Source organism: Paraburkholderia phenazinium, assembly GCF_900100735.1.
Classification (GTDB): Bacteria; Pseudomonadota; Gammaproteobacteria; order Burkholderiales; family Burkholderiaceae; genus Paraburkholderia; species Paraburkholderia phenazinia.
Genome location: NZ_FNCJ01000014.1, coordinates 16,565 through 36,781, shown reverse-complemented (window position 1 = coordinate 36,781; position 20,217 = coordinate 16,565). Strand labels below are relative to the sequence as shown.

Below are 20,217 nucleotides of genomic sequence, written 5' to 3'. Positions count from 1 at the left end.
CAGCCCGCGGCGCTTATGCTCTCAGTGCGATCCCGACGGGGGCGCCTGTGGGCATAGTATGCGCAAGCGGCGCAACCTGCTTGCGCCGTTCGCGGGTCGGAGCGGTGCCGAAGGCGTCGCGATAGCTTTTGCTGAAGTGGCAGGCCGACTGAAATCCGCACGCCATCGTGATATGCATGATGGACATATCGGTCTGCAGCAGCAACTCGCGGGCGCGGCGCAAACGCAGCGTTAGATAGTAGTGCGTCGGCGTCATGCCGAGATGTTCGCGGAACAGGCGCTGCAATTGCCGCTGCGACATATTGGCGAGCCGCGCGAGTTCTTCGCGCGACAACGGCTCCTCGATGTTGTTCTCCATCAGCGCAATCACTTCGAACAGTGACTTGTTGGCTGAACCGAGCCGCGCGACGAGCGGCATGCGCTGTTGCGCGTTGGTGTCGCGCACATGTTCGACGATGAACTGCTCGGCAATCTGCGTGACGCGTGCGGTGCCGACGCGTGCTGCAATCAGGTTCAGCATCATGTCGAGCGGCGCGACGCCACCGGTGCAGGTGACGCGATCGCGGTCGATCACGAACAGTTCTTTAAGGAAGCGCGTGTCCGGAAACTCTTCTTTGAGCGCCGACATGTTCTCCCAATGGATCGCACACGCATAGCCCGCCAGCAGCCCCGATTTAGCGAGCGCGTAGGTGCCCGTGCAAAGGCTGCCGAGCGCAACCCCTGCGCGTGCAAACCGGCGCAGCGTGGACAGATGGGCTGGGGTGGTTTCGCGTTGCACGTCGATGCCGCCGCACACGAACACGATATCGGGCTGGCCGACACATTCGGCCGGACCCGTGTCGACCGCGAGGCCGTTGCTTGCCATGACCTGGCCGCCGTCCGGGCTGATGATCGACCAGCGATAGAGCTGTTGTCCGCTCAGGTAGTTTGCCATGCGCAGCACTTCGATCGCATTGGTGAACGCGATCATCGTGAAGTTCGGCAAGGGCATGAAAGCGAAGTGGGACAGCGACGCGGTGCGGTCAGGCGACATGGTGCGGGTGTTCCTTCGGCTCTGTATTGTTGCGGCCGTCGTGGGGGAGACGGCTCCGTCATTCTGGGTTCGAGCGCAACAAGCATGCCATACGGCTAAACCCTGGCCTTATCAAGGTGGATGAAAGACCGAGACGCGCCGCCGCACCGTGCGTGTGCGGCGCAGGCACTGTTCACGGGCGGCTTGCGCACGCAAGCAGTGCGAATGCGCTGCAGTGCAGCAGCGATCCGCACGACCGGTCACTTGTCCAAAATGGACTTGAATGGCGGAAAAGGCAAAGAACGCGTCTGAATTCGTAAATTGACGTTTCAGATGAGGGGGAAGAATAGAGCCGTCGGTAGCCGGTGGCAGCAGGCCAGTCAAGGGATTCACGGTGTTTTGCGGGCTGCCTCCATTACAGCATTCCATTACTCACGGACGCCCCATGTCGAACGCCAACCCTTTCTTTTCGCAGACCCTCGCTGAACGCGACGCGCCGGTGCGCAGCGCGGTGCTTAAGGAGCTCGAGCGGCAACAGTCGCAGGTCGAGCTGATTGCGTCGGAAAACATCGTCTCGCGCGCCGTACTCGAAGCGCAAGGCTCGGTGTTGACCAACAAGTATGCGGAAGGCTATCCGGGCAAGCGTTACTACGGCGGTTGCGAATTCGCCGATCAGATCGAGGCGCTCGCCATCGAGCGCGTCAAGCAACTGTTCAATGCCGGTTACGCAAATGTGCAGCCCCATTCCGGTGCGCAGGCCAACGGCGCCGTGATGCTGGCATTGACCCGGCCTGGCGATACGGTGCTCGGCATGTCGCTCGATGCGGGCGGCCACCTGACGCACGGCGCAAAGCCCGCGCTGTCGGGCAAGTGGTTCAACGCCGTTCAATATGGCGTGGACCGCGAGACGCTGCGCATCGATTACGACCAGGTGGAAGCGCTTGCGCATGAGCATAAGCCGACGCTGATCATCGCGGGCTTCTCGGCTTATCCGCGGGTGCTCGACTTTGCGCGCTTCCGCGCCATTGCCGACAGCGTCGGCGCGAAGCTGATGGTGGATATGGCGCATATCGCCGGGGTGATTGCCGCCGGCCGGCATCCGAATCCGGTCGAGCACGCGCATGTCGTGACTTCGACGACGCACAAGACCTTGCGCGGCCCGCGTGGCGGCTTCGTGCTGACCAATGACGAAGACATCGCCAAGAAGATCAACTCTGCGGTGTTCCCCGGTCTGCAGGGCGGTCCGCTGATGCATGTGATCGCCGGCAAGGCGGTGGCGTTCGGCGAAGCGCTGCAGGATGGCTTCAAGTCGTATATCGCCAGCGTGCTGGCCAATGCCCAGGCACTCGGTGATGTGCTGAAGGCAGGCGGCGTGGATCTCGTGACCGGCGGCACCGATAACCATCTGCTTCTGGTTGACCTGCGTCCGAAGGGCCTGAAAGGCACCCAGGTCGAGCAGGCACTGGAGCGTGCCGGCATCACCTGCAACAAGAACGGCATCCCGTTCGATACGGAAAAGCCCACGGTCACCTCCGGCATTCGCCTCGGCACGCCTGCGGGCACCACACGCGGCTTCGGCGTTAGCGAGTTCCGCGAGATCGGCCGCCTGATTCTTGAAGTGTTCGAGGCGCTGCGCATTTCGCCCGAAGGCGATGCGGCCACCGAACAGCGCGTGCGCCGCGAGATCTTCGCGCTGTGCGAACGCTTCCCGATCTACTGATTCGCTGTCACGCCAAGCTACGGCCGTAGCAGCCCCCACACACGCCAGCCAGATGGAGCAAACAGAATGAGCACCCTGCACGAGAACAGCATCATCATCGACGGCCTGAACATTTCGCGGTTCGACCGCTCGGTGTTCGAAGACATGCAAAAAGGTGGTATCACCGCAACGAACTGCACGGTCTCGGTGTGGGAAAGCTTTGCCAAGACCGTCGACAACATCGCCTTGATGAAGCAGCAGATCCGCGAGAACAGCGAATTGCTGACCTTGGTGCGCACGACCGACGACATCCTGCGTGCGAAGAAGGAAAAGCGCACGGGCGTGATTCTCGGCTTTCAGAATGCGCATGCGTTCGAGGACAACCTCGGCTATATCGAAGCGTTTGCCGATATGGGCGTGCGCGTCGTGCAGCTTTGCTACAACACACAGAACCTGGTCGGCACCGGCTGCTATGAGCGTGACGGCGGCCTGTCCGGCTTCGGCCGCGAAGTGATCAGCGAGATGAACCGTGTGGGCATCATGGTCGACCTCTCGCACGTCGGCGGCAACACTTCATCCGAAGCGATTGCCGCTTCGAAGAAGCCGGTGTGTTATTCGCACTGCCTGCCGTCGGGCCTGAAGGAGCATCCGCGCAACAAGTCGGACGAGCAACTGAAGGAGATCGCCGATGCGGGCGGTTTCGTCGGCGTGACGATGTTTGCGCCGTTCCTCAAGCGCGGCATCGACGCGACGGTTGAGGACTATGTCGAAGCCATCGATTATGTAGTGAACCTGATCGGCGAAGACGCCGTGGGGATCGGCTCCGACTTCACACAAGGCTATACCGTCGATTTCTTCGACTGGATCACGCACGACAAGGGCCGCTATCGCCGTCTGACGAACTTCGGCAAGGTCGTGAATCCGGAAGGTATCCGCACCATCGGCGAATTTCCGAACCTGACCGCCGCGATGGAACGGGCCGGCTGGAGCGAGACGCGAATCCGCAAGATCATGGGCGAAAACTGGGTGCGCGTGTTCCGCGACGTCTGGGGCGCTTGATCAAATAACACTTTCCCCACGGAGTAACCCGCGATGCAACCGCAACTGCCGATTGACGTCGATCCGAACACCGGCGTCTGGACCACCGACTCGCTGCCGATGCTGTACGTGCCGCGTCATTTCTTCACCAACAACCACACGGCGGTCGAAGAAGCGCTGGGCCGCGACGCCTACGCCGAGATTCTCTACAAGGCCGGCTACAAGTCCGCCTATCACTGGTGCGACAAGGAAGCGAAGCAACACGGCATCAGCGGCATGGCCGTATTCGAGCACTACCTGAACCGCCTGTCGCAACGCGGCTGGGGTCTCTTCAAGATCGCCGAAGCCGACCCGGCGAGCGCCCGTGCGCGGATCGAACTGCATCACTCGTCGTTCGTGCTGGCGCAACCGGGTAAGGAAGGCAAGCTCTGCTACATGTTCGCGGGCTGGTTTGCCGGCGCGATGGATTGGGTCAACGACACCACCGAAGCGGGCAAGAACGCACCGCGCTCGCAGTCCAGGGAAGTGCAGTGCGCTGCCGAACACCACGCGCATTGCGTCTTCGAAGTGTCGCCGCTCGCCCACTAAAACTAGCCGTAATAGAACCCCGCCCGAGGTCGTCCGCGATGCGTTACCCGAATCTGTTCAAACCTTTGACGCTGAACCAGTTGACGCTGCGCAACCGCATTGTCAGCACGGCGCATGCCGAGGTCTATGCCGAACCGGGCGGTTTGCCCGGCGACCGCTATATCCGTTACTACGAGGAAAAGGCCAAGGGCGGTGTAGGCCTCGCCGTGTGCGGCGGCTCGAGTCCGGTGTCGATCGATAGTCCGCAGGGCTGGTGGAAGTCGGTGAATCTGTCGACCGACAAGATCGTCGATCCGCTCGGACGGCTCGCTGAAGCCATGCACCGGCACGGCGCGAAGATCATGATTCAGGCGACGCATATGGGGCGCCGTTCGGCGTTTCATGGCGAGCACTGGCCGCATCTGATGACGCCCTCGGGCGTGCGCGAACCCGTGCATCGCGGCAATGCGAAGATTATCGAAGTCGAGGAAATCCGCCGCATCATCGCGGATTTCGCAGCGGCGGCGAAACGCGTGCAGCAGGCGGGCATGGACGGCATCGAGATTTCCGCCGCCCACCAGCACCTGATCGATCAGTTCTGGAGCCCGCGCACCAACTTCCGCTCGGACGAATGGGGCGGCAGTCTGCAAAACCGCTTGCGCTTCGGCGTCGAAGTATTGACGGCTGTGCGTGAAGCGGTAGGGCGCGATTTCTGTGTCGGCTTGCGCATGTGTGGCGACGAGTTCCACGAAGACGGACTCGACCACGAACAGTTGAAGGAAATCGCGCAGGCGATGGCCGAGACCGGTTTGATCGACTATATCGGCGTGATCGGTTCCGGTGCCGATACGCACAACACGCTAGCGAACTGCATGCCGCCGATGGCGCTGCCGCCCGAACCGTTCGTGCATCTCGCCGCGGGGATCAAGTCGGTCGTGAAGCTGCCGGTGATGCATGCGCAGAGCATTCGCGATGCAGGCCAGGCGGAACGTCTGCTGGCCAACGGCATGGTCGATCTGGTCGGCATGACGCGTGCGCAGATTGCGGACCCGCATATGGTCATCAAGATCCGCGATGGGCGCGAGGACGAAATCAAGCAGTGCGTGGGCGCGAACTACTGCATCGACCGCCAGTACAACGGCCTTGACGTGCTGTGCGTGCAAAACGCCGCAACCTCGCGCGAAGCGACCATGCCGCATGTGATCGAGAAGACACGCGGACCACGCCGCAAGGTGGTGGTGGTCGGCGCAGGGCCGGCTGGTCTTGAAGCGGCACGGGTTGCCCGCTCGCGCGGCCATGACGTCGTGCTGTTTGAAAAGAGCGATGCGGTTGGCGGCCAGATCATGCTGGCAGCGAAAGCGCCGCAGCGCGAGCAGATGGCGGGCATCGTGCGCTGGTTCGATATGGAAACGAAACGTCTCGGCGTGGACCGGCGCCTGGGTGTCGCCGCCGACGACAAGATGATTCTTGCGGAGAAGCCGGACATCATCGTGCTGGCCACAGGCGGATCCAGCTTTACGCAGCAGGTTCCCGCCTGGGGTGTGGACGAAGGTCTCGCGGTCAGCTCGTGGGACATTCTTGCAGGCCGCGTCGAGCCGAAGCAGAACGTGCTCGTCTATGACGGCGTGAGCACGCATGCGGGCGCTGGTGTGGCTGACTTTATCGCCAGCCGCGGTTCGAAAGTCGAGATCGTCACGCCGGACGTGAAGGTGGCGGACGACGTCGGCGGCACGACCTTCCCGATATTCTACCGGCGCCTCTATGCACAGGGCGTGATCCACACGCCGAACTACTGGCTCGATCGCGTCTATGAAGAAGACGGCAAGAAGATCGCCGTGCTGCGCAACGAGTACACCGAAGAGCAGGAAGAACGCGCTGTCGATCAGGTGGTGATCGAAAACGGCAGTACGCCCAACGACGAGCTGTATTGGAAACTGAAACCGGAATCGGTGAACCGCGGCCAGGTCGACGTGCACAAGCTGTTTGCCGCCGAGCCGCAGCCTTCGCTCTCGGAAGAACTGGGCAATGGCCGCTTCCTGTTGTTCCGGGTTGGCGACTGCATCTCGATGCACAACATCCACGGCGCGATCTACGACGCGCTGCGCCTCTGCAAGGACTTCTAACGATGAGCCCGGCGTTTCTCATCACCGCATTGCTGTGGGTATCGGTCGCCGGCCTCGCGTTTGCGGTCGCGAAGCGTTCGTCGTACTGGCGGCTGGGACGCGCGACGGCGGCGGGCGCGTTCGGCTGGACCAACCTGCTGACCATCCCCAAGCGCTATTTTGTCGATCTGCATCATGTGGTGGCGCGCGATCCGTACATTGCGAAGACGCACGTTGCCACGGCAGGCGGCGCGATTGCCGCGTTTGCGCTGGTGTTTCTCAACTACGGCCTGGCAATTTACTCGCCGTGGCTCGACAAGCTGATCTTCCTCGCGGCCCTGATCATGCTGGTCGGTGCGGTGTTCGTCTGGCGCCGCCGCAGCGGAGCGAAAGCGGTGCCGGCGCGCTTGTCGCGGGGCCCGTGGGATACCTTGCCCTGGTTGCTCGGTTCGTTCGCCTTGGGGCTGTTGCTGTTCGTGCTGGTGCCGGCGTCGACGATGTCCGGTGGTCTTGCCGTGATCTTTGCGTTACTGATCGCGGTGGGCGCCTTCGCCATGACCATGGGAGCGGCACGCGGCGGTCCGATGAAGCATGCCTTGGCCGGGTTGTTGCATCTGGCGTTCCATCCGCGTCAGGAGCGTTTCGCCGGTCACGCTGACGTGCGTGCCGACGCGACGCCGCCGACGGCGCTGAAAACACCCGTGCTCGAAGAGAACGAATACGGCGTCGGCAAGCCGGTGGAATTCCGCTGGAACCAGTTGCTGAGCTTCGATGCCTGCGTGCAGTGCGGCAAGTGCGAAGCAGCATGTCCCGCGTTCGCCGCCGGGCAGCCGCTCAATCCCAAGAAGCTGATTCAGGATCTGGTCACGGGTATGGTGGGCGGCTCGGATGCGGCCTATGCCGGCAGCCCGACGCCAGGCATTACGGTCGGACAGCACCTGGGTGCGCCGGACCGGCTGATCGTCTCGAGCCTGATCGAGGCGGACACGCTGTGGTCGTGCACGACCTGCCGCGCCTGTGTGCAGGAGTGCCCGATGCTGATCGAGCACGTCGATGCGATCGTCGACATGCGCCGCAATCAGACGCTGGTGCATGGCACGGTGCCGGGCAAAGGCCCGGAAGTGCTGGCGAATCTGCGCGAGACCGGCACGGCGGGCGGTTTCGACAAGGCCGCGCGCTATGACTGGGCGGTCGATCTGGATGCGCCGGTCGCGCAAGCGGGCAAGCCGGTCGACGTATTGCTGGTGGCCGGTGAAGGCGCGTTTGACATGCGTTATCAGCGCACGCTGCGGGCACTCGTCACCGTGTTGAACAAGGCCGGTGTCGACTACGCCGTGCTGGGTGGCGAAGAAACCGATACCGGTGACGTAGCGCGCCGTCTCGGCGACGAAGCCACCTTTCAGCGGATGGCGAAGCAATTGGTGGGCACCCTGTCGAACCTGGCGTTCAAGCGCATCGTTACCGCCGACCCGCACGTCATGCACAGCCTGCGCAATGAATATCGCGCTCTGGGTGCCCGTTTTGAAGTGCTGCATCACACGAGCTTGATCGCGAGCCTGGTCGCATCGGGCAAGCTGTCACCGAGGGCCGCAGCGGCCCTGGCCGACAAACGCATCACCTATCACGATCCGTGCTATCTGGGCCGCTATAACGGCGAGACAGAAGCGCCGCGGCAACTGCTGAAATCGATCGGTATCAAGGTGGTCGAGATGGAGCGCAACGGCAAACGTGGCCGTTGTTGCGGCGGGGGCGGCGGTGCGCCCTTGACGGATATCCCCGGCAAGCAGCGCATTCCCGACATCCGGATTGCCGACGCGCGAGCGATTGGCGCCGAGGTGGTCGCAGTGGGCTGCCCGAACTGCACGGCGATGCTCGAAGGCGTGGTCGGTCCGCGTCCGGAAGTGCTCGACGTAGCCGAACTCGTTGCTGCGGCGCTGGAGTGAAGCGATGAACACGATCCTCAAACGTATCGATCCGCGCCGGCCGTTCACGATTACGGCGTCGGGACTCAGACGGATTACGCTGGGCGCAGTGGTGGAGGCGGGGGCTGTGCAGGGTGAGGCGTTAGGTGCTTCACTGGCCCATGCGCACGGAGCCGCGCGTGGCGCAGCCGCTGTGAAGCCGCGCCGCACTACGCAAGCCCCGCAACGCACCTTGCTGGTGGTGGCCCATACCGACCGTGGCTCCCTCGACGAACATGCCCGTCAGACACTCGCTGCCGCCGCGTTGATCGCCAATGCGCAAACCCAGGTTGCCTTGCTGGTGCTGGGTGAGCTGAAAGACGACGCCGCTGTGCTCGGCGCCGACAAGGTGATCGAGCTGGCGTCGTTCGACCGGCGAGCGTTTGCGCCGGAAAGCGAATTGCAAGCATTGGCGGCGTGCGTCGCGCAGCTTGCGCCTGCCCACATCCTGATGCCCGACAACGCGACCGGCGATGGCGACCTCGGCCGTCGTTACGCGGCCTATGCAAGGGCCAGCGTCGCCACGCATGTGGCCGAAATATCGGGTACGCATGTAGCGACCTATGTGCATGCAAAGAAGTCGTTCGCTACCCGTGCGTTGCCCGACATCGTCTTGCTCGCGACGGGTGCTGTCGATCCGCGCTTGCCGTTTGTCGGCGCGGGCGAGCGTCTGGAGATTCCGTCCCTGGTGGCGGCTAGCCAGTCGGCCAGCACGCCTTATCGTGACCTGGGCATCGAAGAGATCGACGCTGCTCAGGTTGCGCTTGAAGAAGCCAATTTCATCGTCTCAGCCGGCAACGGCGTGACCGATGTCGGCGCGTTCGAAAAGCTGGCGGGTTCATTCGGCGCGGCGATCGGCGCGAGCCGGGTGGCCGTCGACAACGGCATGTTCACCCGCGACAAGCAGATCGGCGCCACCGGTAAAACGGTCGAGGCGAGCGTGTATATCGCCTTCGGCATCTCGGGCGCCGTGCAGCATCTGCAGGGCATCAAGGATTGCCGCCACGTGATCGCCGTCAATCTCGACGGTAGCGCGCCGATCGTCAAGCGCGCCAACCTGAGCATCATCGGCGATACCCAGGCCACTATCGCCTCGTTGATCGAGGCCGTCGGGCTCGCGCGAGCGGCGCGATCGCAACCCGGCATGCCGTCCACTGAACCCGTTGCCGAGGGAGTCGCAGCATGAGCGCGAGCCGCAAACTGACACGCATTGCGGTGCTCGTTTCGGTAGGCCGTCACCCGGTGAGCGGAGTGGCGCGCTACAGCCGCAACGATGCCGCCGCGCTGGAAATCGGTCGCGCGTTGTCGCGCCAGCACGGCGCGCGACTCGATACGCTGCACGCGGGAGATCCTGCGAATCCTGCGCTTGAAGAGTATCTGGCGCTCGGCGCCGAGCACGTGGAGGTTCTTGCGTGTAGCCCGGATGGGGATGCCGCCGCGGCACTCGCGGTCCGCCTGCAAGACTACGACCTCGTATTGACCGGCACGTGCGCAGAAGGCGCGTTCGATAGCGGCATGCTGCCGTATGAACTTGCCGATGCGCTCGGCTATCCGCTGGTCGGCGCGGCCGTCGACATCGAGGTGGCCGAGGCCCGCGTTACGGTGCGGCAATTCTTGCCGAAAGGTGTTCGTAGGCGAGTCGAAGCCGCGCTGCCTGCAGTGGTTGCGGTGCATCCGCTTGCGAGCGTCACGCCGCGCTATGCGTATGCCCGCCAACGGGCCGGCTCGATCGATACCTCGCACGTCAAGCCGCCCTTGAGCGCCGACGCGGCCGAATGGACCGTCGCCCCAGCACAGCGCAAGCCGGTGCGCCTTGTCGCCCAGGAGAAGCGCTCGGGCCACGCGCGCATGCTCTCGGCGACCACCACCGAAAGCCGCGGCGGCAGCGTCGTAATTGAAGGGACTTCGGTCGAAAAAGCACAAGTGATACTCGGCTATTTGCGCGAGCATCAACTCATCGATTACTGATTTTGCGCCGCACCACGGCCCCAGCAATTCCGGAGCACACATGAAAGTATCGGCAGACATTCACGCGCTGGTCGACCGGCGCAAGAAAGGTTACAGCCTCGAAGCGCCGTTTTATCTGAGCGACGAGATTTTCGCGCTCGACATGGAAGCGATTTTCCGCAAGCACTGGATTCAGGTCGCAGTCGAGCCGGATATCCCCGAGCCGGGCGACTACACGACCGTTCAGCTCGGCAACGACTCGATTCTGATCGTGCGCGACGACGACATGCAGGTGCGGGCCTTTCACAACGTCTGCCGTCACCGCGGCGCCCGGTTGTGCAATGAGGACAAGGGCTCGGTCGGCAATATCGTCTGCCCGTATCACAGCTGGACCTACAACCTGACGGGCCAGTTGATGTTTGCCGAGCATATGGGCGAACAATTCGACCGCTGCAAGCACAGCCTCAAAACGGTCCACGTGCAGAGCCTCGCCGGTCTGATTTTCATTTGCCTGGCAGAGGAGTCGCCGGTCGACTTCGAGACGATGCGCGCCGCCATGGAGCCGTATCTGCTGCCGCACGACCTGCCGAACTGCAAGATCGCGGCGACCATCGACATCATCGAGAAAGGCAACTGGAAGCTGACGATGGAGAACAACCGCGAGTGCTATCACTGCGTCGCGAACCATCCGGAGCTGACGATTTCGCTTTACGAATACGGCTTCGGCTATCAGCCGTCGCCGGCAACCGCCGAGGGCATGGCCGCATTCGAGCGCACCTGCGTGGAGCGGGCCGCGCAGTGGGAAGCGCTGGACCTGCCTTCGGTCGAAGTGGACCGCTTGTCGGATGTGACGGGTTTTCGCACCCAACGCCTGCCGCTCGATCGCAGCGGCGAATCGCAGACGCTCGACGCCAAGGTGGCTTCGAAGAAGCTGCTAGGCGAGTTCAAGCAGGCCGATCTGGGCGGCCTGTCGTTCTGGACCCAGCCGAACTCGTGGCACCACTTCATGAGCGATCACATTGTGACGTTCTCGGTGATTCCGCTTTCGGCGGGCGAAACCCTGGTGCGCACGAAATGGCTCGTGCACAAGGACGCGAAGGAAGGCATCGACTACGACGTGAAGAATCTCACCGCCGTCTGGAACGCGACCAACGATCAGGATCGCGCGCTGGTGGAGTATTCGCAACGCGGCGCTTCGAGCAGCGCTTACGAGCCGGGGCCGTATTCGCCGTTCACCGAAGGGCTCGTCGAGAAGTTCAGCGACTGGTATATCCGGCGCCTCGCAGCGCAGATCGACAACTAAAGACTGATTTCACAACTGGATGCCAGGCGGCAGGTGGAGCGAACAATGATGCGGGATGCGGCAACCTTCGAACCCGTTGAAAGCCGGCTGACCCGGCCGCAATTCTGGGGCGCGCTGCCGGCGCGCTGGACAAGCGACGTCGAAGAGACACTCGTCTGCTGCCAGGTCCGTCAGGAAACGCATGACGTGAAGAGCTTCTTCTTCCGCTCGCCAGCAGGACATGCGTTTTCTTTCGAACCGGGTCAGTTCGTCACGCTCGAGCTGGAGATTGACGGCGAGACGATCAACCGGTGCTACACGATCTCCTCATCGCCAACCCGTCCGCATACGATTTCGATTACCGTAAAGCGCGTGCCCGGCGGCAAGGTATCGAACTGGCTGCACGATAACCTGCAAGCCGGTGCGCAAGTGCGCGTGCTGGGGCCGTCGGGTGAATTTACTTGCGCGCGGCATCCGGCGCGCAAATATCTCTTTCTGTCGGCGGGCTCGGGCATTACACCGCTGATGTCGATGAGCCGCGCGCATCACGAGTTGAGCGAGGATCGCGACATTGTGTTCGTGCATAGCGCCCGCACCCCGGACGACATTATCTTTGCGCGCGAACTCGATCTGATTGCGGCTAACCAGAGCAATTTCCGCACATCGTTCGTGTGCGAGCGGGTTGGCACACGCACCAACTGGCCTGGTGTCACCGGGTTTCTGACGCTGCCGCTGCTCAAGCTGATCGCACCGGATTTCATGGAGCGCGAAATATTTACTTGCGGTCCAGCACCGTATATGAAGGCCGTGCGCGATCTGCTGAACGAAGCCGGGTTCGAACACAAGCACTATCACGAAGAAAGTTTCTCCTTCGAGACGCTGATTGAAGATGCCCCCGAACTGCTTGCCGAAGTGGCGCCGGGCGCTTCCGAAGCAGCCTCCACGGCGGCCACGTTTGCTGTGAGCTTCACGCGCAGTAACCGTGAGATTGTTTGCGCTACCGATCAGCACGTGCTCGATGCGGCACGGCAAGCTGGCGTACGCCTGCCGGCATCGTGCACACAAGGGATGTGCGGCACCTGCAAGGTCAAGCTGGTATCGGGACAGGTGGAGATGAAACACAACGGCGGCATCCGCCAGCGCGAGATAGACCAGGGCATGGTGCTGTTGTGTTGCAGCAAGCCGCTAACGGATCTGGTGGTCGAGAAATAGTCTGCGGAATCAAGCGGCTATGCAAGTCGCATTTAGACAGACAGGTGTCGCAAAGCTTACTTCGTGGGGATTTCTGGCTAGGGATTCTAAAGACTCACCGCGTCGGGCGGGTACAAGGAGATCACCATGAAAGGCTTGAGAAAACGGCTGCTTTGCAGCGCCTTAGGGGCTGTGCTGATTACGATGCTGGGGGTTACCGTGACGGCGACTGCCGACACGAAACCGACCATCAAGATTGGTTACGTGGAAGGTTGGGACGATAGCGTGGCGACGTCGAACGTGGCGGCCGCGGTGATCGAAAAGCGCCTGGGTTACCCGGTTCAACTGGTGCCGGTAGCGGCCGGCATCATGTGGCAAGGGGTCGCGCGCGGCGACCTGGATGCGACGCTGTCGGCCTGGCTGCCGGTGACGCAGGGCGCGTACTGGGATCAGTTCAAGACCAAGGTGACGGATCTCGGCACCAACTTCCCAGATGCAAAGATCGGCTTGATCGTGCCGGCCGACATCCCTGAAAAAAGCATTAGCGATCTGGCAGATCACAAAGCGGACTTCGGCGGGCGCATCGTCGGCATCGATGCCGGCGCGGGCGTGATGAAGAAAACGGACGATGCGATCAAGGCCTATAACCTCGATTATCAACTGATGCCGAGCTCCGGCAGTGCGATGACTGCGGAACTTGCGCGCTCGATGCATGCCAATAAACCTGTGATTGTCACGGGTTGGGCGCCGCACTGGATGTTTGCGAAGTGGAAGCTCAAGTTCCTCGACGATCCGAAGAAGGTTTACGGCGACGCGGAACACGTCGACAATGTGATCAACCCGGGGCTTGAGACAAAGGCAGCACCCGTGGTTGCGTTTCTGAAGAAATTTCAATGGAAGCCGGGCGAAATCGACAGCGTGATGCTGGCGACGGAGAACGGTGCCAAGCCTGCCGCCGCAGCCGACGCATGGATCGCCGCACATGGCGATCGCGTGGATAGCTGGGTGGCTGGAGCGCAGTAACGTCCCTCTTTGACGTTGCATGAACACGGTGCAGGCGGTGGTGTGGCCACCTGTACCGTGTATTTGGTTGGAAGCGTTTCGGCCCGGGGCAGGCTCTTCACAGGAGAGCTCTGGATGGAACAGGTAACACCGCGAACGCGTGGCGCGCACGGCGCGCAGCAAGATACGGATCGTGAGGCAGGTCACACGCTGCAGCGCGGTCTGACATGGAAGGACGCCTTCTGGGTAACGAGCGGCGTACCCGCAGGCATTCTCTTTACGATCGGCGGCGTGTCAGCGTCGATCGGGCAACCCGCCTGGGCCATCTGGATCGCCTCGATCGTGATGGGACTGCTGCAGAGTGCGACTTATGCGGAAATATCCGGGTTATTTCCTCATAAGTCGGGTGGCGCCTCGGTGTATGGCGCCATGGCGTGGGTGCGCTACAGCAAAACCCTTGCACCGGTATCGGTGTGGTGCAACTGGCTGGCGTGGTCGCCGATGCTCGCGCTCGGCACCGGGCTCGCCGCCAACTACGCGCTGACGAGCCTGTTCGCGGCCGATGCCGCGATCAACACCTGGCGCTGGACGCTCCTCGATCTGGGCTTTATCAAGCAAGGCCTGACGCTGCGGATCAATGCGACCTTCCTGATTGCAGCGGCCTTTCTCCTCATCACCTTCAAACTTCAGCATAGCGGCGCATCTAAAGCGGCGAAGACGCAGCGCATTCTCGGCATTGCATCGTTAGCGCCGTTGTTGATCGTGGGGATCGTGCCGTTTGTCACTGGCGATGTGCCGTCGGCCCATTTGTGGCCACTTCTTCCGCTTGGACACGACGCTCACGGGCAATTGACTGCGTCGAGCTTCGGCACATGGAACGGTACGGGTATCACCATGGCCTTTGGCGCCATGTTCATGGCGGGCTGGGCCGCGTACGGGTTCGAGACTGCGGTGTGCTACACGCGTGAGTTTCGCAATCCCCGCACGGATACGGTGAAGGCGATCTTCTGGTCCGGCTTGTTGTGTCTATTGGTGATGACACTGGTTCCGCTCGCGTTTCAGGGCGCGCTCGGCACGGCCGGTATGCTTGATCCGAAGATCGTCGACGGCACCGGTGTTGCAGCGGCGATGGCGCGTATGGTGGGCGGCGGTGCAATGGTATCGGCGGTGATCGTGGTTATGCTGATGCTGTCGATCCTGCTGATCGTGATGACGTCGATGATGGGGTCGTCTCGTACGTTGTACCAGGCATCGGTGGATGGCTGGCTGCCGCGGTATCTTTCGCATGTGAACGAGCATGGGTCGCCGACGCGGGCGATGTGGACCGATCTTGGGTTCAATCTGATTTTGTTGATGATGTCGGACTATATGACCGTTCTATCGGTCTCGAACGTCTGTTACATGATTTTTGTGTTTTTGAATCTGCAATCGGGATGGATTCATCGGATGGATCGGCCGAAGGCGGATCGGCCGTTTCGGTGTGCCTGGTGGTTGCTGCTGGCGGGTGCTTTGTGCGGGTACCTGGATCTGGCGTTTATTGGTGCTGGTGCGGATTTGCAGGGAGAGGGGACAATGCGCAATGGGCTGATTGCTATGCTGCTGATCGTGCCGGTGTTTTTTTATCGCCATTTTTGGCAGGATCGAGGGAGGTTTCCGGCGCGGATGACGCACGATATGGAGCAGGGTGCGGCCTTGACCCCGTGGCGGCGGGTTTTAACGTTTGGCGCGCTTGCGTTGGGTGTGGTTGTGGTGTGGGGTTCTCATCGTCTGGCCATGCCGTTTTATTGAGGTGTTGGGTTTTTTTTTGCCTGCGGCGCCTTGGTCTGGTTTGGTGTTCTTATGGTGTTGGCCTTTCCTTGCATTCTTGGTGGTCTATTAGGTTCGCCCCTGTGCGGGGCGGCACCTACTTTCTTTGCCGCCGCAAAGAAAGTAGGCAAAGAAAGCGGGCTCACACCGCTAGCGAGTAGTGAGCCATCTCGGTACACCTCTGGGAACGGCCTAAGACGAGACCTGCCCTCGCATTTCCCACGGTAGTGACAAGGCCATCATCCGTTCCAGCGTTGCGCTGCGCGCCCCGCCGAAGGGCATAACGCCCTTTGGAAAATAAGTAGGTATTCTAATTATATTGATTCACCGGCTCTTGTTGAATAGGCGTCACCGCTATGTGGAGCGCACCTGCACCTGCCGACTCGCTGGACCATTGTTGGGCCATGAACAAGGTAAGCGCAAATTCCTATCATAAGCATCGTAGTTATAAAGATTGGTCTGATTATTGCGATTTGGTGCAGTAACGTCCGATTTTTCTTGCGTTAATCTGAGCGACCCTCTGCGATCCGGACGATCCGCAATGGCTACCCTCGAACGCACCGCGTACCCGCGCTTCCCCGAGGTTCTGGCACCCCGGGAATTGCAAGCCTGCTATACCCCACTGCCCGACGAACTCGAATGGGCACGCCGGTCAACGCGCGGGGAGCGACCTCGATTGGGCCTACTGGTGCTGCTGAAGGTCTTTCAGCAACTGCACTATTTCCCGCCGCTCGACACTGTACCGCCCGTCATCGCTGATCACGTGCGTGCCGCCGCCGACATCGGCGACACCGTGCAATTCGGCTACGACACCGAGTCGTCTCCAACGCTCTTCCGGCATTACACCGCGGTACGCACCTGGCTCGACGTGAAGCCGTATTACGGCACCGACGCGAACGCGATCGCGACACGGGCGGCGCACACGGCGTCGCTGACAATGGACCAGCCGGTGGACATCATCAACGCGACGATCGACGAGTTGATCGCGCGCGATATCGAGCTGCCGGCGTTCTCGACGCTCGACCGGTTGACCGAACAGATCCACGCCCGGGCGCAATCCCGGCTCTTCAAGCGCGTCACGCGACGCCTGACCGATGAACAGAAGCTCGCGCTCGACCGCCTGCTCGCGCGCGACCTGTCGAGCCGGCAGACTGCCTACAACCGGATCAAGCGTCATGCAAAACGCCCATCGCGCCAGCATCTGGAGCTACTGATTGACCAGATTGCCTGGCTCGACGAGCTCGGCGATTTTTCACTGGCCGTTGCCGGGATTCCAGCCTCAAAGCTGCGCTCGCTCGCGAATCAGGCGATGGCGCTCGACGCGTCGGCGCTCAGGAACGACACGCTGCCCGAGAAGCGCTACATACTCATCGTCGCGCTCCTAAACCGCATGCGCGTGCGCGCCCGCGACGATCTCGCCGACATGTTCGTGCGGCGCATGGGTGCCATCCACAAGCGCGCGAGCGACGAACTGGACACGATCCAGCGCAAACAGCGCGATCAGGTCGAGGACCTCGTGGTCCTGCTGGACGGCGTGGTCGACATCCTCGCCGACGAATCCGACGAGACGGCCATCGCCCGGGCGGTCAGGAAGCTGCTCGCGCCGAAAGGCGATCTGGAGCCGTTGCGCGAGAGCTGTGCGGCGATCCGCGCGTTCAGCGGCCGCAACTATCTGCCGCTGCTCTGGAAGCATTTCAAAGTGCACCGTTCGGTCATGATGCGTGTCGCCCGTACCCTCGAATGGGATTCGACCAGCCCGGTCCGCTCGCTGCTGAACGCACTCGACGCGGTGCTGGAGAACGAATCACTGCATCGGGAGTGGATCGATGCGGACGTCGACGTCAGTTTTGCCGCGCCGCGGTGGCGCAAACTCGTGCATCGCTCCCACGGCGATGGATCGCCGACCAATCGACGATACCTCGAACTCTGCGTGTTCTCGTACATGGCCGAGGAGTTGCGAGTCGGCGATCTGTGCGTATCGGGCTCCGACGCCTACGCCGACTATCGCGACCACCTGCTGCCATGGCGGCAGTGCGAGCAGCAGTTGCCGGACTATTGCGACAAGCTCGGCATGCCAACGACCGGTAGTGACTTCGTGCATCATCTCCGTCAATGGCTAACGGATGCCGCCCGCAATCTCGATGACGAATTGCCGCGCAAGCGCGAGCACGTCGTGATCGACCGTCACGGCGAACCGATCTTGCGCAAAACCGTCGCGAAAGAGATCCCGGCGAGCGCGATCGCCTTGCAGGAGCGGCTCAACGCCCGCCTGCCGACGCGCAACATGCTGGACATCCTCGCTAACATCGAACACTGGACCCATTTCACGCGGCACTTTGGACCGTTGTCCGGGAGCGATCCGCAGATTCGCAAGGCCGCCGAGCGCTACCTGCTGACCATTTTCGCGATGGGCTGCAATCTTGGTCCGATTCAGACGGCCCGCCATCTCGATTCTGATGTCACCGCGCACATGCTGTCGTTCGTCAACCGCCCGCATATGAGTCTGGACAGGCTCGAGACCGCACAACGCGAGCTGATTGAACTGTACCTGCGGCTGGATTTGCCAAAACACTGGGGCGATGGCAAGACGGTGGCGGCCGACGGCACGCAGTAAGACTTCTACGACAACAACCTGCTGGCCGGCTATCACTTCCGCTACCGGAAAATGGGCGCGGTCGCGTATCGGCACGTCGCCGACAACTATATCGCGGTGTTTCAGCACTTCATTCCGCCCGGCGTGTGGGAAGCGATCTATGTGATCGAGGGCCTGCTGAAGGCCGGCCTGTCAGTCAAGGCGGATACCGTTCATGCCGATACGCAGGGCCAGTCAGCCGCAGTTTTCGCATTCGCGTATCTGCTCGGCATCAACCTGATGCCGCGGATTCGCAACTGGAAGGACCTCGTCCTATACCGGCCGGACAGCAAGGGAAAATACAGGCACATCGACAAGCTGTTCACGGCGACCATCGACTGGGTGCTGATCGAGCAGCACTGGCAGGAGCTGATGCAGGTCACGCTGTCGATTCAGGCGGGCACGATTTCGTCGCCGCTGCTGCTGCTCCGACTCGGCTCTGAAAGCCGCAAGAACCGACTGTACCTGGCCGCGCGCGAACTCGGCAACGTCGTTCGCACGATATTCCTGCTCGAGTGGATCGGCAGCCTCGAACTGCGGCAGGAGGTCACCGCGAACACGAACAAGATCGAGTCGTACAATGGTTTCTCCAAATGGCTGTCGTTCGGCGGGGACGTAATCGCCGAGAACGAGCCAGAGGAGCAGCAGAAACGGCTACGGTACAATGACCTGGTCGCATCGGCCGTTATCTTGTAAAACACAGTGGACATGATGCAGACGCTGCGCGAGATGGCGGCAAAAGGCGAGAAAGTGCGTGTCGATGACATCGAATTTCTGAGCCCGTACCCGACTCACAACATTCGGCGTTTTGGCCACTATAAACTGCACCTGGATCGTCGGCCGGAAGCCTGGATCAGGGATCCGCTGTTCGGCTATGCTGCCGGTACCTACCCATCCCGCTCATGACTGCACGCCCGGCTATCACTACGACCTGTTTCGGCGATGTCGACACAGCCGCGCTCGAGCGGCTCGAATCGAGCTACGACACAACGCGCCTGCTGGCCGCCGTCGATATCGTCGATCGCCTCCGAGCCCAGCTTCACGATCCCGAGGGGCTACGCGACGATCTGCTGGAGATCCACAGCATGGCGCACGCTGTCTTAAACGGTGCGCCATCGGTGCCGTCGCGACACGATGGCACCTTAGCGGAGCAGGTGCTGGATGCGCTCGATCTGATCGACAACTTCATCGCAGAATTGACACGGGTGAGGACGATCCTTGAACCGCTTGAAGCGCTGCACCCGGATGAGGGATTCGGCGAGGATTGAACGGGCACCGGCGCCCCTATCATTGAGGATCGGCCGGGATTCCTGAATATTCGAAGATTCGCATATTCATTAAATCGGCCAAAAGGACGAATCCGCAGCTTCCCGATTTCAATGGTTGACGTACACCGGCTTAGCGCTCGTCAGCAGCAGGAAGTACCCGATGAGAGCCACGACCATCAACGGCATCCACATCCAAGGCAGAACTGAGAAGAGGCCGAGTTGTGCGATGGAGCCACCGATGCCGTACATGCCTCCGTGTGCCGGATGTTCACATAGACCAGCCAGCAGGCTAGCAAAACGCCCGGGATCATCACCACGATGCCGTTGAGCGTGTCGCCGTGGCTCTGGATCGATGATGAGTATGAGTTTCTGCCACTCCGGGTCTTTCGAGAGTGCTCCAACGGCGAGCGCAAGTAGGACCCTGAGGGTAAGCGCCGACTGATCAAGGTGTGCGCGCGGGTTGGGCCGTCAATCGCCGGGCTCGCACTCAGGCTCACGTGAATGCGAACCAGCTTCACAAGTAGATACGACTACATGCGAGAGCAAACGGCGCTCGTGCAGCGAGTGATCCGATCGAGCCAGCAGCGGCGGCGTTCACCCCTGGTTGCTATCAACGAGCGCGGCGCTTCCAGTCTCGATCGCAAGCCTGCGGCGTTGTCGGCGTCAGAGATTCACAAGCAATGGGCGAGTGTGTCGCGTCCGACGGCGCG

The 20,217-nt window shown here is 61.7% G+C and carries 13 protein-coding genes and 1 pseudogene; 13 read left to right on the top strand and 1 reads right to left on the bottom strand.

The genetic code is table 11. From position 1 onward, the window contains the following. Positions 1–13: 13 nt before the first annotated feature. Complete coding sequence (locus BLQ92_RS26535; protein WP_090688670.1) at positions 14–1,033, bottom strand: GlxA family transcriptional regulator; 1,020 nt, start codon at positions 1,031–1,033, stop codon at positions 14–16. Between the two features lie 424 nt (positions 1,034–1,457). On the opposite strand from BLQ92_RS26535, the gene BLQ92_RS26530 reads away from it, so the two are divergent. From BLQ92_RS26530 to tnpC, 13 genes and pseudogenes are all read left to right on the top strand, one after another. After that, on the top strand, positions 1,458–2,732 hold the full coding sequence (locus tag BLQ92_RS26530) for a serine hydroxymethyltransferase (RefSeq protein ID WP_090688667.1): 1,275 nt from the start codon (positions 1,458–1,460) through the stop codon (positions 2,730–2,732). Between the two features lie 66 nt (positions 2,733–2,798). Next, on the top strand, positions 2,799–3,770 hold the full coding sequence (locus BLQ92_RS26525) for a dipeptidase (RefSeq protein ID WP_090688664.1): 972 nt from the start codon (positions 2,799–2,801) through the stop codon (positions 3,768–3,770). A gap of 33 nt (positions 3,771–3,803) precedes the next feature. After that, positions 3,804–4,337: a DUF5943 domain-containing protein gene (locus tag BLQ92_RS26520; RefSeq protein ID WP_090688662.1), complete on the top strand. Its 534-nt coding sequence runs from the start codon at positions 3,804–3,806 to the stop codon at positions 4,335–4,337. A gap of 38 nt (positions 4,338–4,375) precedes the next feature. Beyond that, positions 4,376–6,439 carry an NADH:flavin oxidoreductase gene (locus BLQ92_RS26515; RefSeq protein WP_090688657.1) on the top strand — a complete coding sequence of 688 codons (2,064 nt, stop codon included), beginning with the start codon at positions 4,376–4,378 and terminating at the stop codon, positions 6,437–6,439. A gap of 2 nt (positions 6,440–6,441) precedes the next feature. Beyond that, on the top strand, positions 6,442–8,361 hold the full coding sequence (locus BLQ92_RS26510; protein WP_090688654.1) for a (Fe-S)-binding protein: 1,920 nt from the start codon (positions 6,442–6,444) through the stop codon (positions 8,359–8,361). Positions 8,362–8,365: 4 nt separating this feature from the next. Continuing rightward, positions 8,366–9,565 (top strand): electron transfer flavoprotein subunit alpha/FixB family protein, encoded by a 1,200-nt coding sequence (locus tag BLQ92_RS26505; RefSeq protein WP_090688653.1) that lies wholly within the window; start codon positions 8,366–8,368, stop codon positions 9,563–9,565. After that, positions 9,562–10,347, top strand: coding sequence for a drug:proton antiporter (locus BLQ92_RS26500; protein WP_090688650.1), 786 nt, complete (start codon positions 9,562–9,564; stop codon positions 10,345–10,347). The genes BLQ92_RS26505 and BLQ92_RS26500 overlap by 4 nt, the downstream gene beginning before the upstream one ends. A gap of 40 nt (positions 10,348–10,387) precedes the next feature. Beyond that, positions 10,388–11,629 carry an aromatic ring-hydroxylating oxygenase subunit alpha gene (locus BLQ92_RS26495; protein ID WP_090688648.1) on the top strand — a complete coding sequence of 414 codons (1,242 nt, stop codon included), beginning with the start codon at positions 10,388–10,390 and terminating at the stop codon, positions 11,627–11,629. Between the two features lie 45 nt (positions 11,630–11,674). Next, entirely contained in the window at positions 11,675–12,820 is a 1,146-nt protein-coding gene (locus tag BLQ92_RS26490) for an FAD-binding oxidoreductase (protein WP_090688646.1), read from the top strand. 126 nt (positions 12,821–12,946) lie between these two features. After that, positions 12,947–13,822 (top strand): glycine betaine ABC transporter substrate-binding protein, encoded by an 876-nt coding sequence (locus tag BLQ92_RS26485; protein ID WP_090688643.1) that lies wholly within the window; start codon positions 12,947–12,949, stop codon positions 13,820–13,822. 114 nt (positions 13,823–13,936) lie between these two features. Beyond that, positions 13,937–15,589: a trimethylamine N-oxide permease gene (locus BLQ92_RS26480; protein WP_090688641.1), complete on the top strand. Its 1,653-nt coding sequence runs from the start codon at positions 13,937–13,939 to the stop codon at positions 15,587–15,589. A 559-nt stretch (positions 15,590–16,148) separates the two neighbouring features. Continuing rightward, positions 16,149–19,145 (top strand): annotated as a pseudogene (locus BLQ92_RS26470) (Tn3 family transposase). After that, the gene (tnpC, locus tag BLQ92_RS26465) at positions 19,142–19,507 is read left to right on the top strand and encodes a Tn3 family transposase post-transcriptional regulator TnpC (RefSeq protein WP_090688637.1); all 366 of its coding nucleotides are present in this window, start codon (positions 19,142–19,144) and stop codon (positions 19,505–19,507) included. Before BLQ92_RS26470 ends, tnpC begins: the two are co-directional and overlap by 4 nt. Positions 19,508–20,217: the final 710 nt, after the last annotated feature.

What these genes read in the sequence shown, in the direction of transcription:
- BLQ92_RS26500 (WP_090688650.1), top strand. Translation starts at nt 9,562, where the DNA reads ATGAGCGCGAGCCGCAAACTGACACGCATTGCGGTGCTCGTTTCGGTA.
- BLQ92_RS26495 (WP_090688648.1), top strand. Translation starts at nt 10,388, where the DNA reads ATGAAAGTATCGGCAGACATTCACGCGCTGGTCGACCGGCGCAAGAAA.
- BLQ92_RS26480 (WP_090688641.1), top strand. Translation starts at nt 13,937, where the DNA reads ATGGAACAGGTAACACCGCGAACGCGTGGCGCGCACGGCGCGCAGCAA.
- BLQ92_RS26510 (WP_090688654.1), top strand. Translation starts at nt 6,442, where the DNA reads ATGAGCCCGGCGTTTCTCATCACCGCATTGCTGTGGGTATCGGTCGCC.
- BLQ92_RS26530 (WP_090688667.1), top strand. Translation starts at nt 1,458, where the DNA reads ATGTCGAACGCCAACCCTTTCTTTTCGCAGACCCTCGCTGAACGCGAC.
- BLQ92_RS26490 (WP_090688646.1), top strand. Translation starts at nt 11,675, where the DNA reads ATGATGCGGGATGCGGCAACCTTCGAACCCGTTGAAAGCCGGCTGACC.
- BLQ92_RS26525 (WP_090688664.1), top strand. Translation starts at nt 2,799, where the DNA reads ATGAGCACCCTGCACGAGAACAGCATCATCATCGACGGCCTGAACATT.
- BLQ92_RS26535 (WP_090688670.1), bottom strand. Translation starts at nt 1,033, where the DNA reads ATGTCGCCTGACCGCACCGCGTCGCTGTCCCACTTCGCTTTCATGCCC.
- tnpC (WP_090688637.1), top strand. Translation starts at nt 19,142, where the DNA reads ATGACTGCACGCCCGGCTATCACTACGACCTGTTTCGGCGATGTCGAC.
- BLQ92_RS26505 (WP_090688653.1), top strand. Translation starts at nt 8,366, where the DNA reads ATGAACACGATCCTCAAACGTATCGATCCGCGCCGGCCGTTCACGATT.
- BLQ92_RS26515 (WP_090688657.1), top strand. Translation starts at nt 4,376, where the DNA reads ATGCGTTACCCGAATCTGTTCAAACCTTTGACGCTGAACCAGTTGACG.
- BLQ92_RS26485 (WP_090688643.1), top strand. Translation starts at nt 12,947, where the DNA reads ATGAAAGGCTTGAGAAAACGGCTGCTTTGCAGCGCCTTAGGGGCTGTG.
- BLQ92_RS26520 (WP_090688662.1), top strand. Translation starts at nt 3,804, where the DNA reads ATGCAACCGCAACTGCCGATTGACGTCGATCCGAACACCGGCGTCTGG.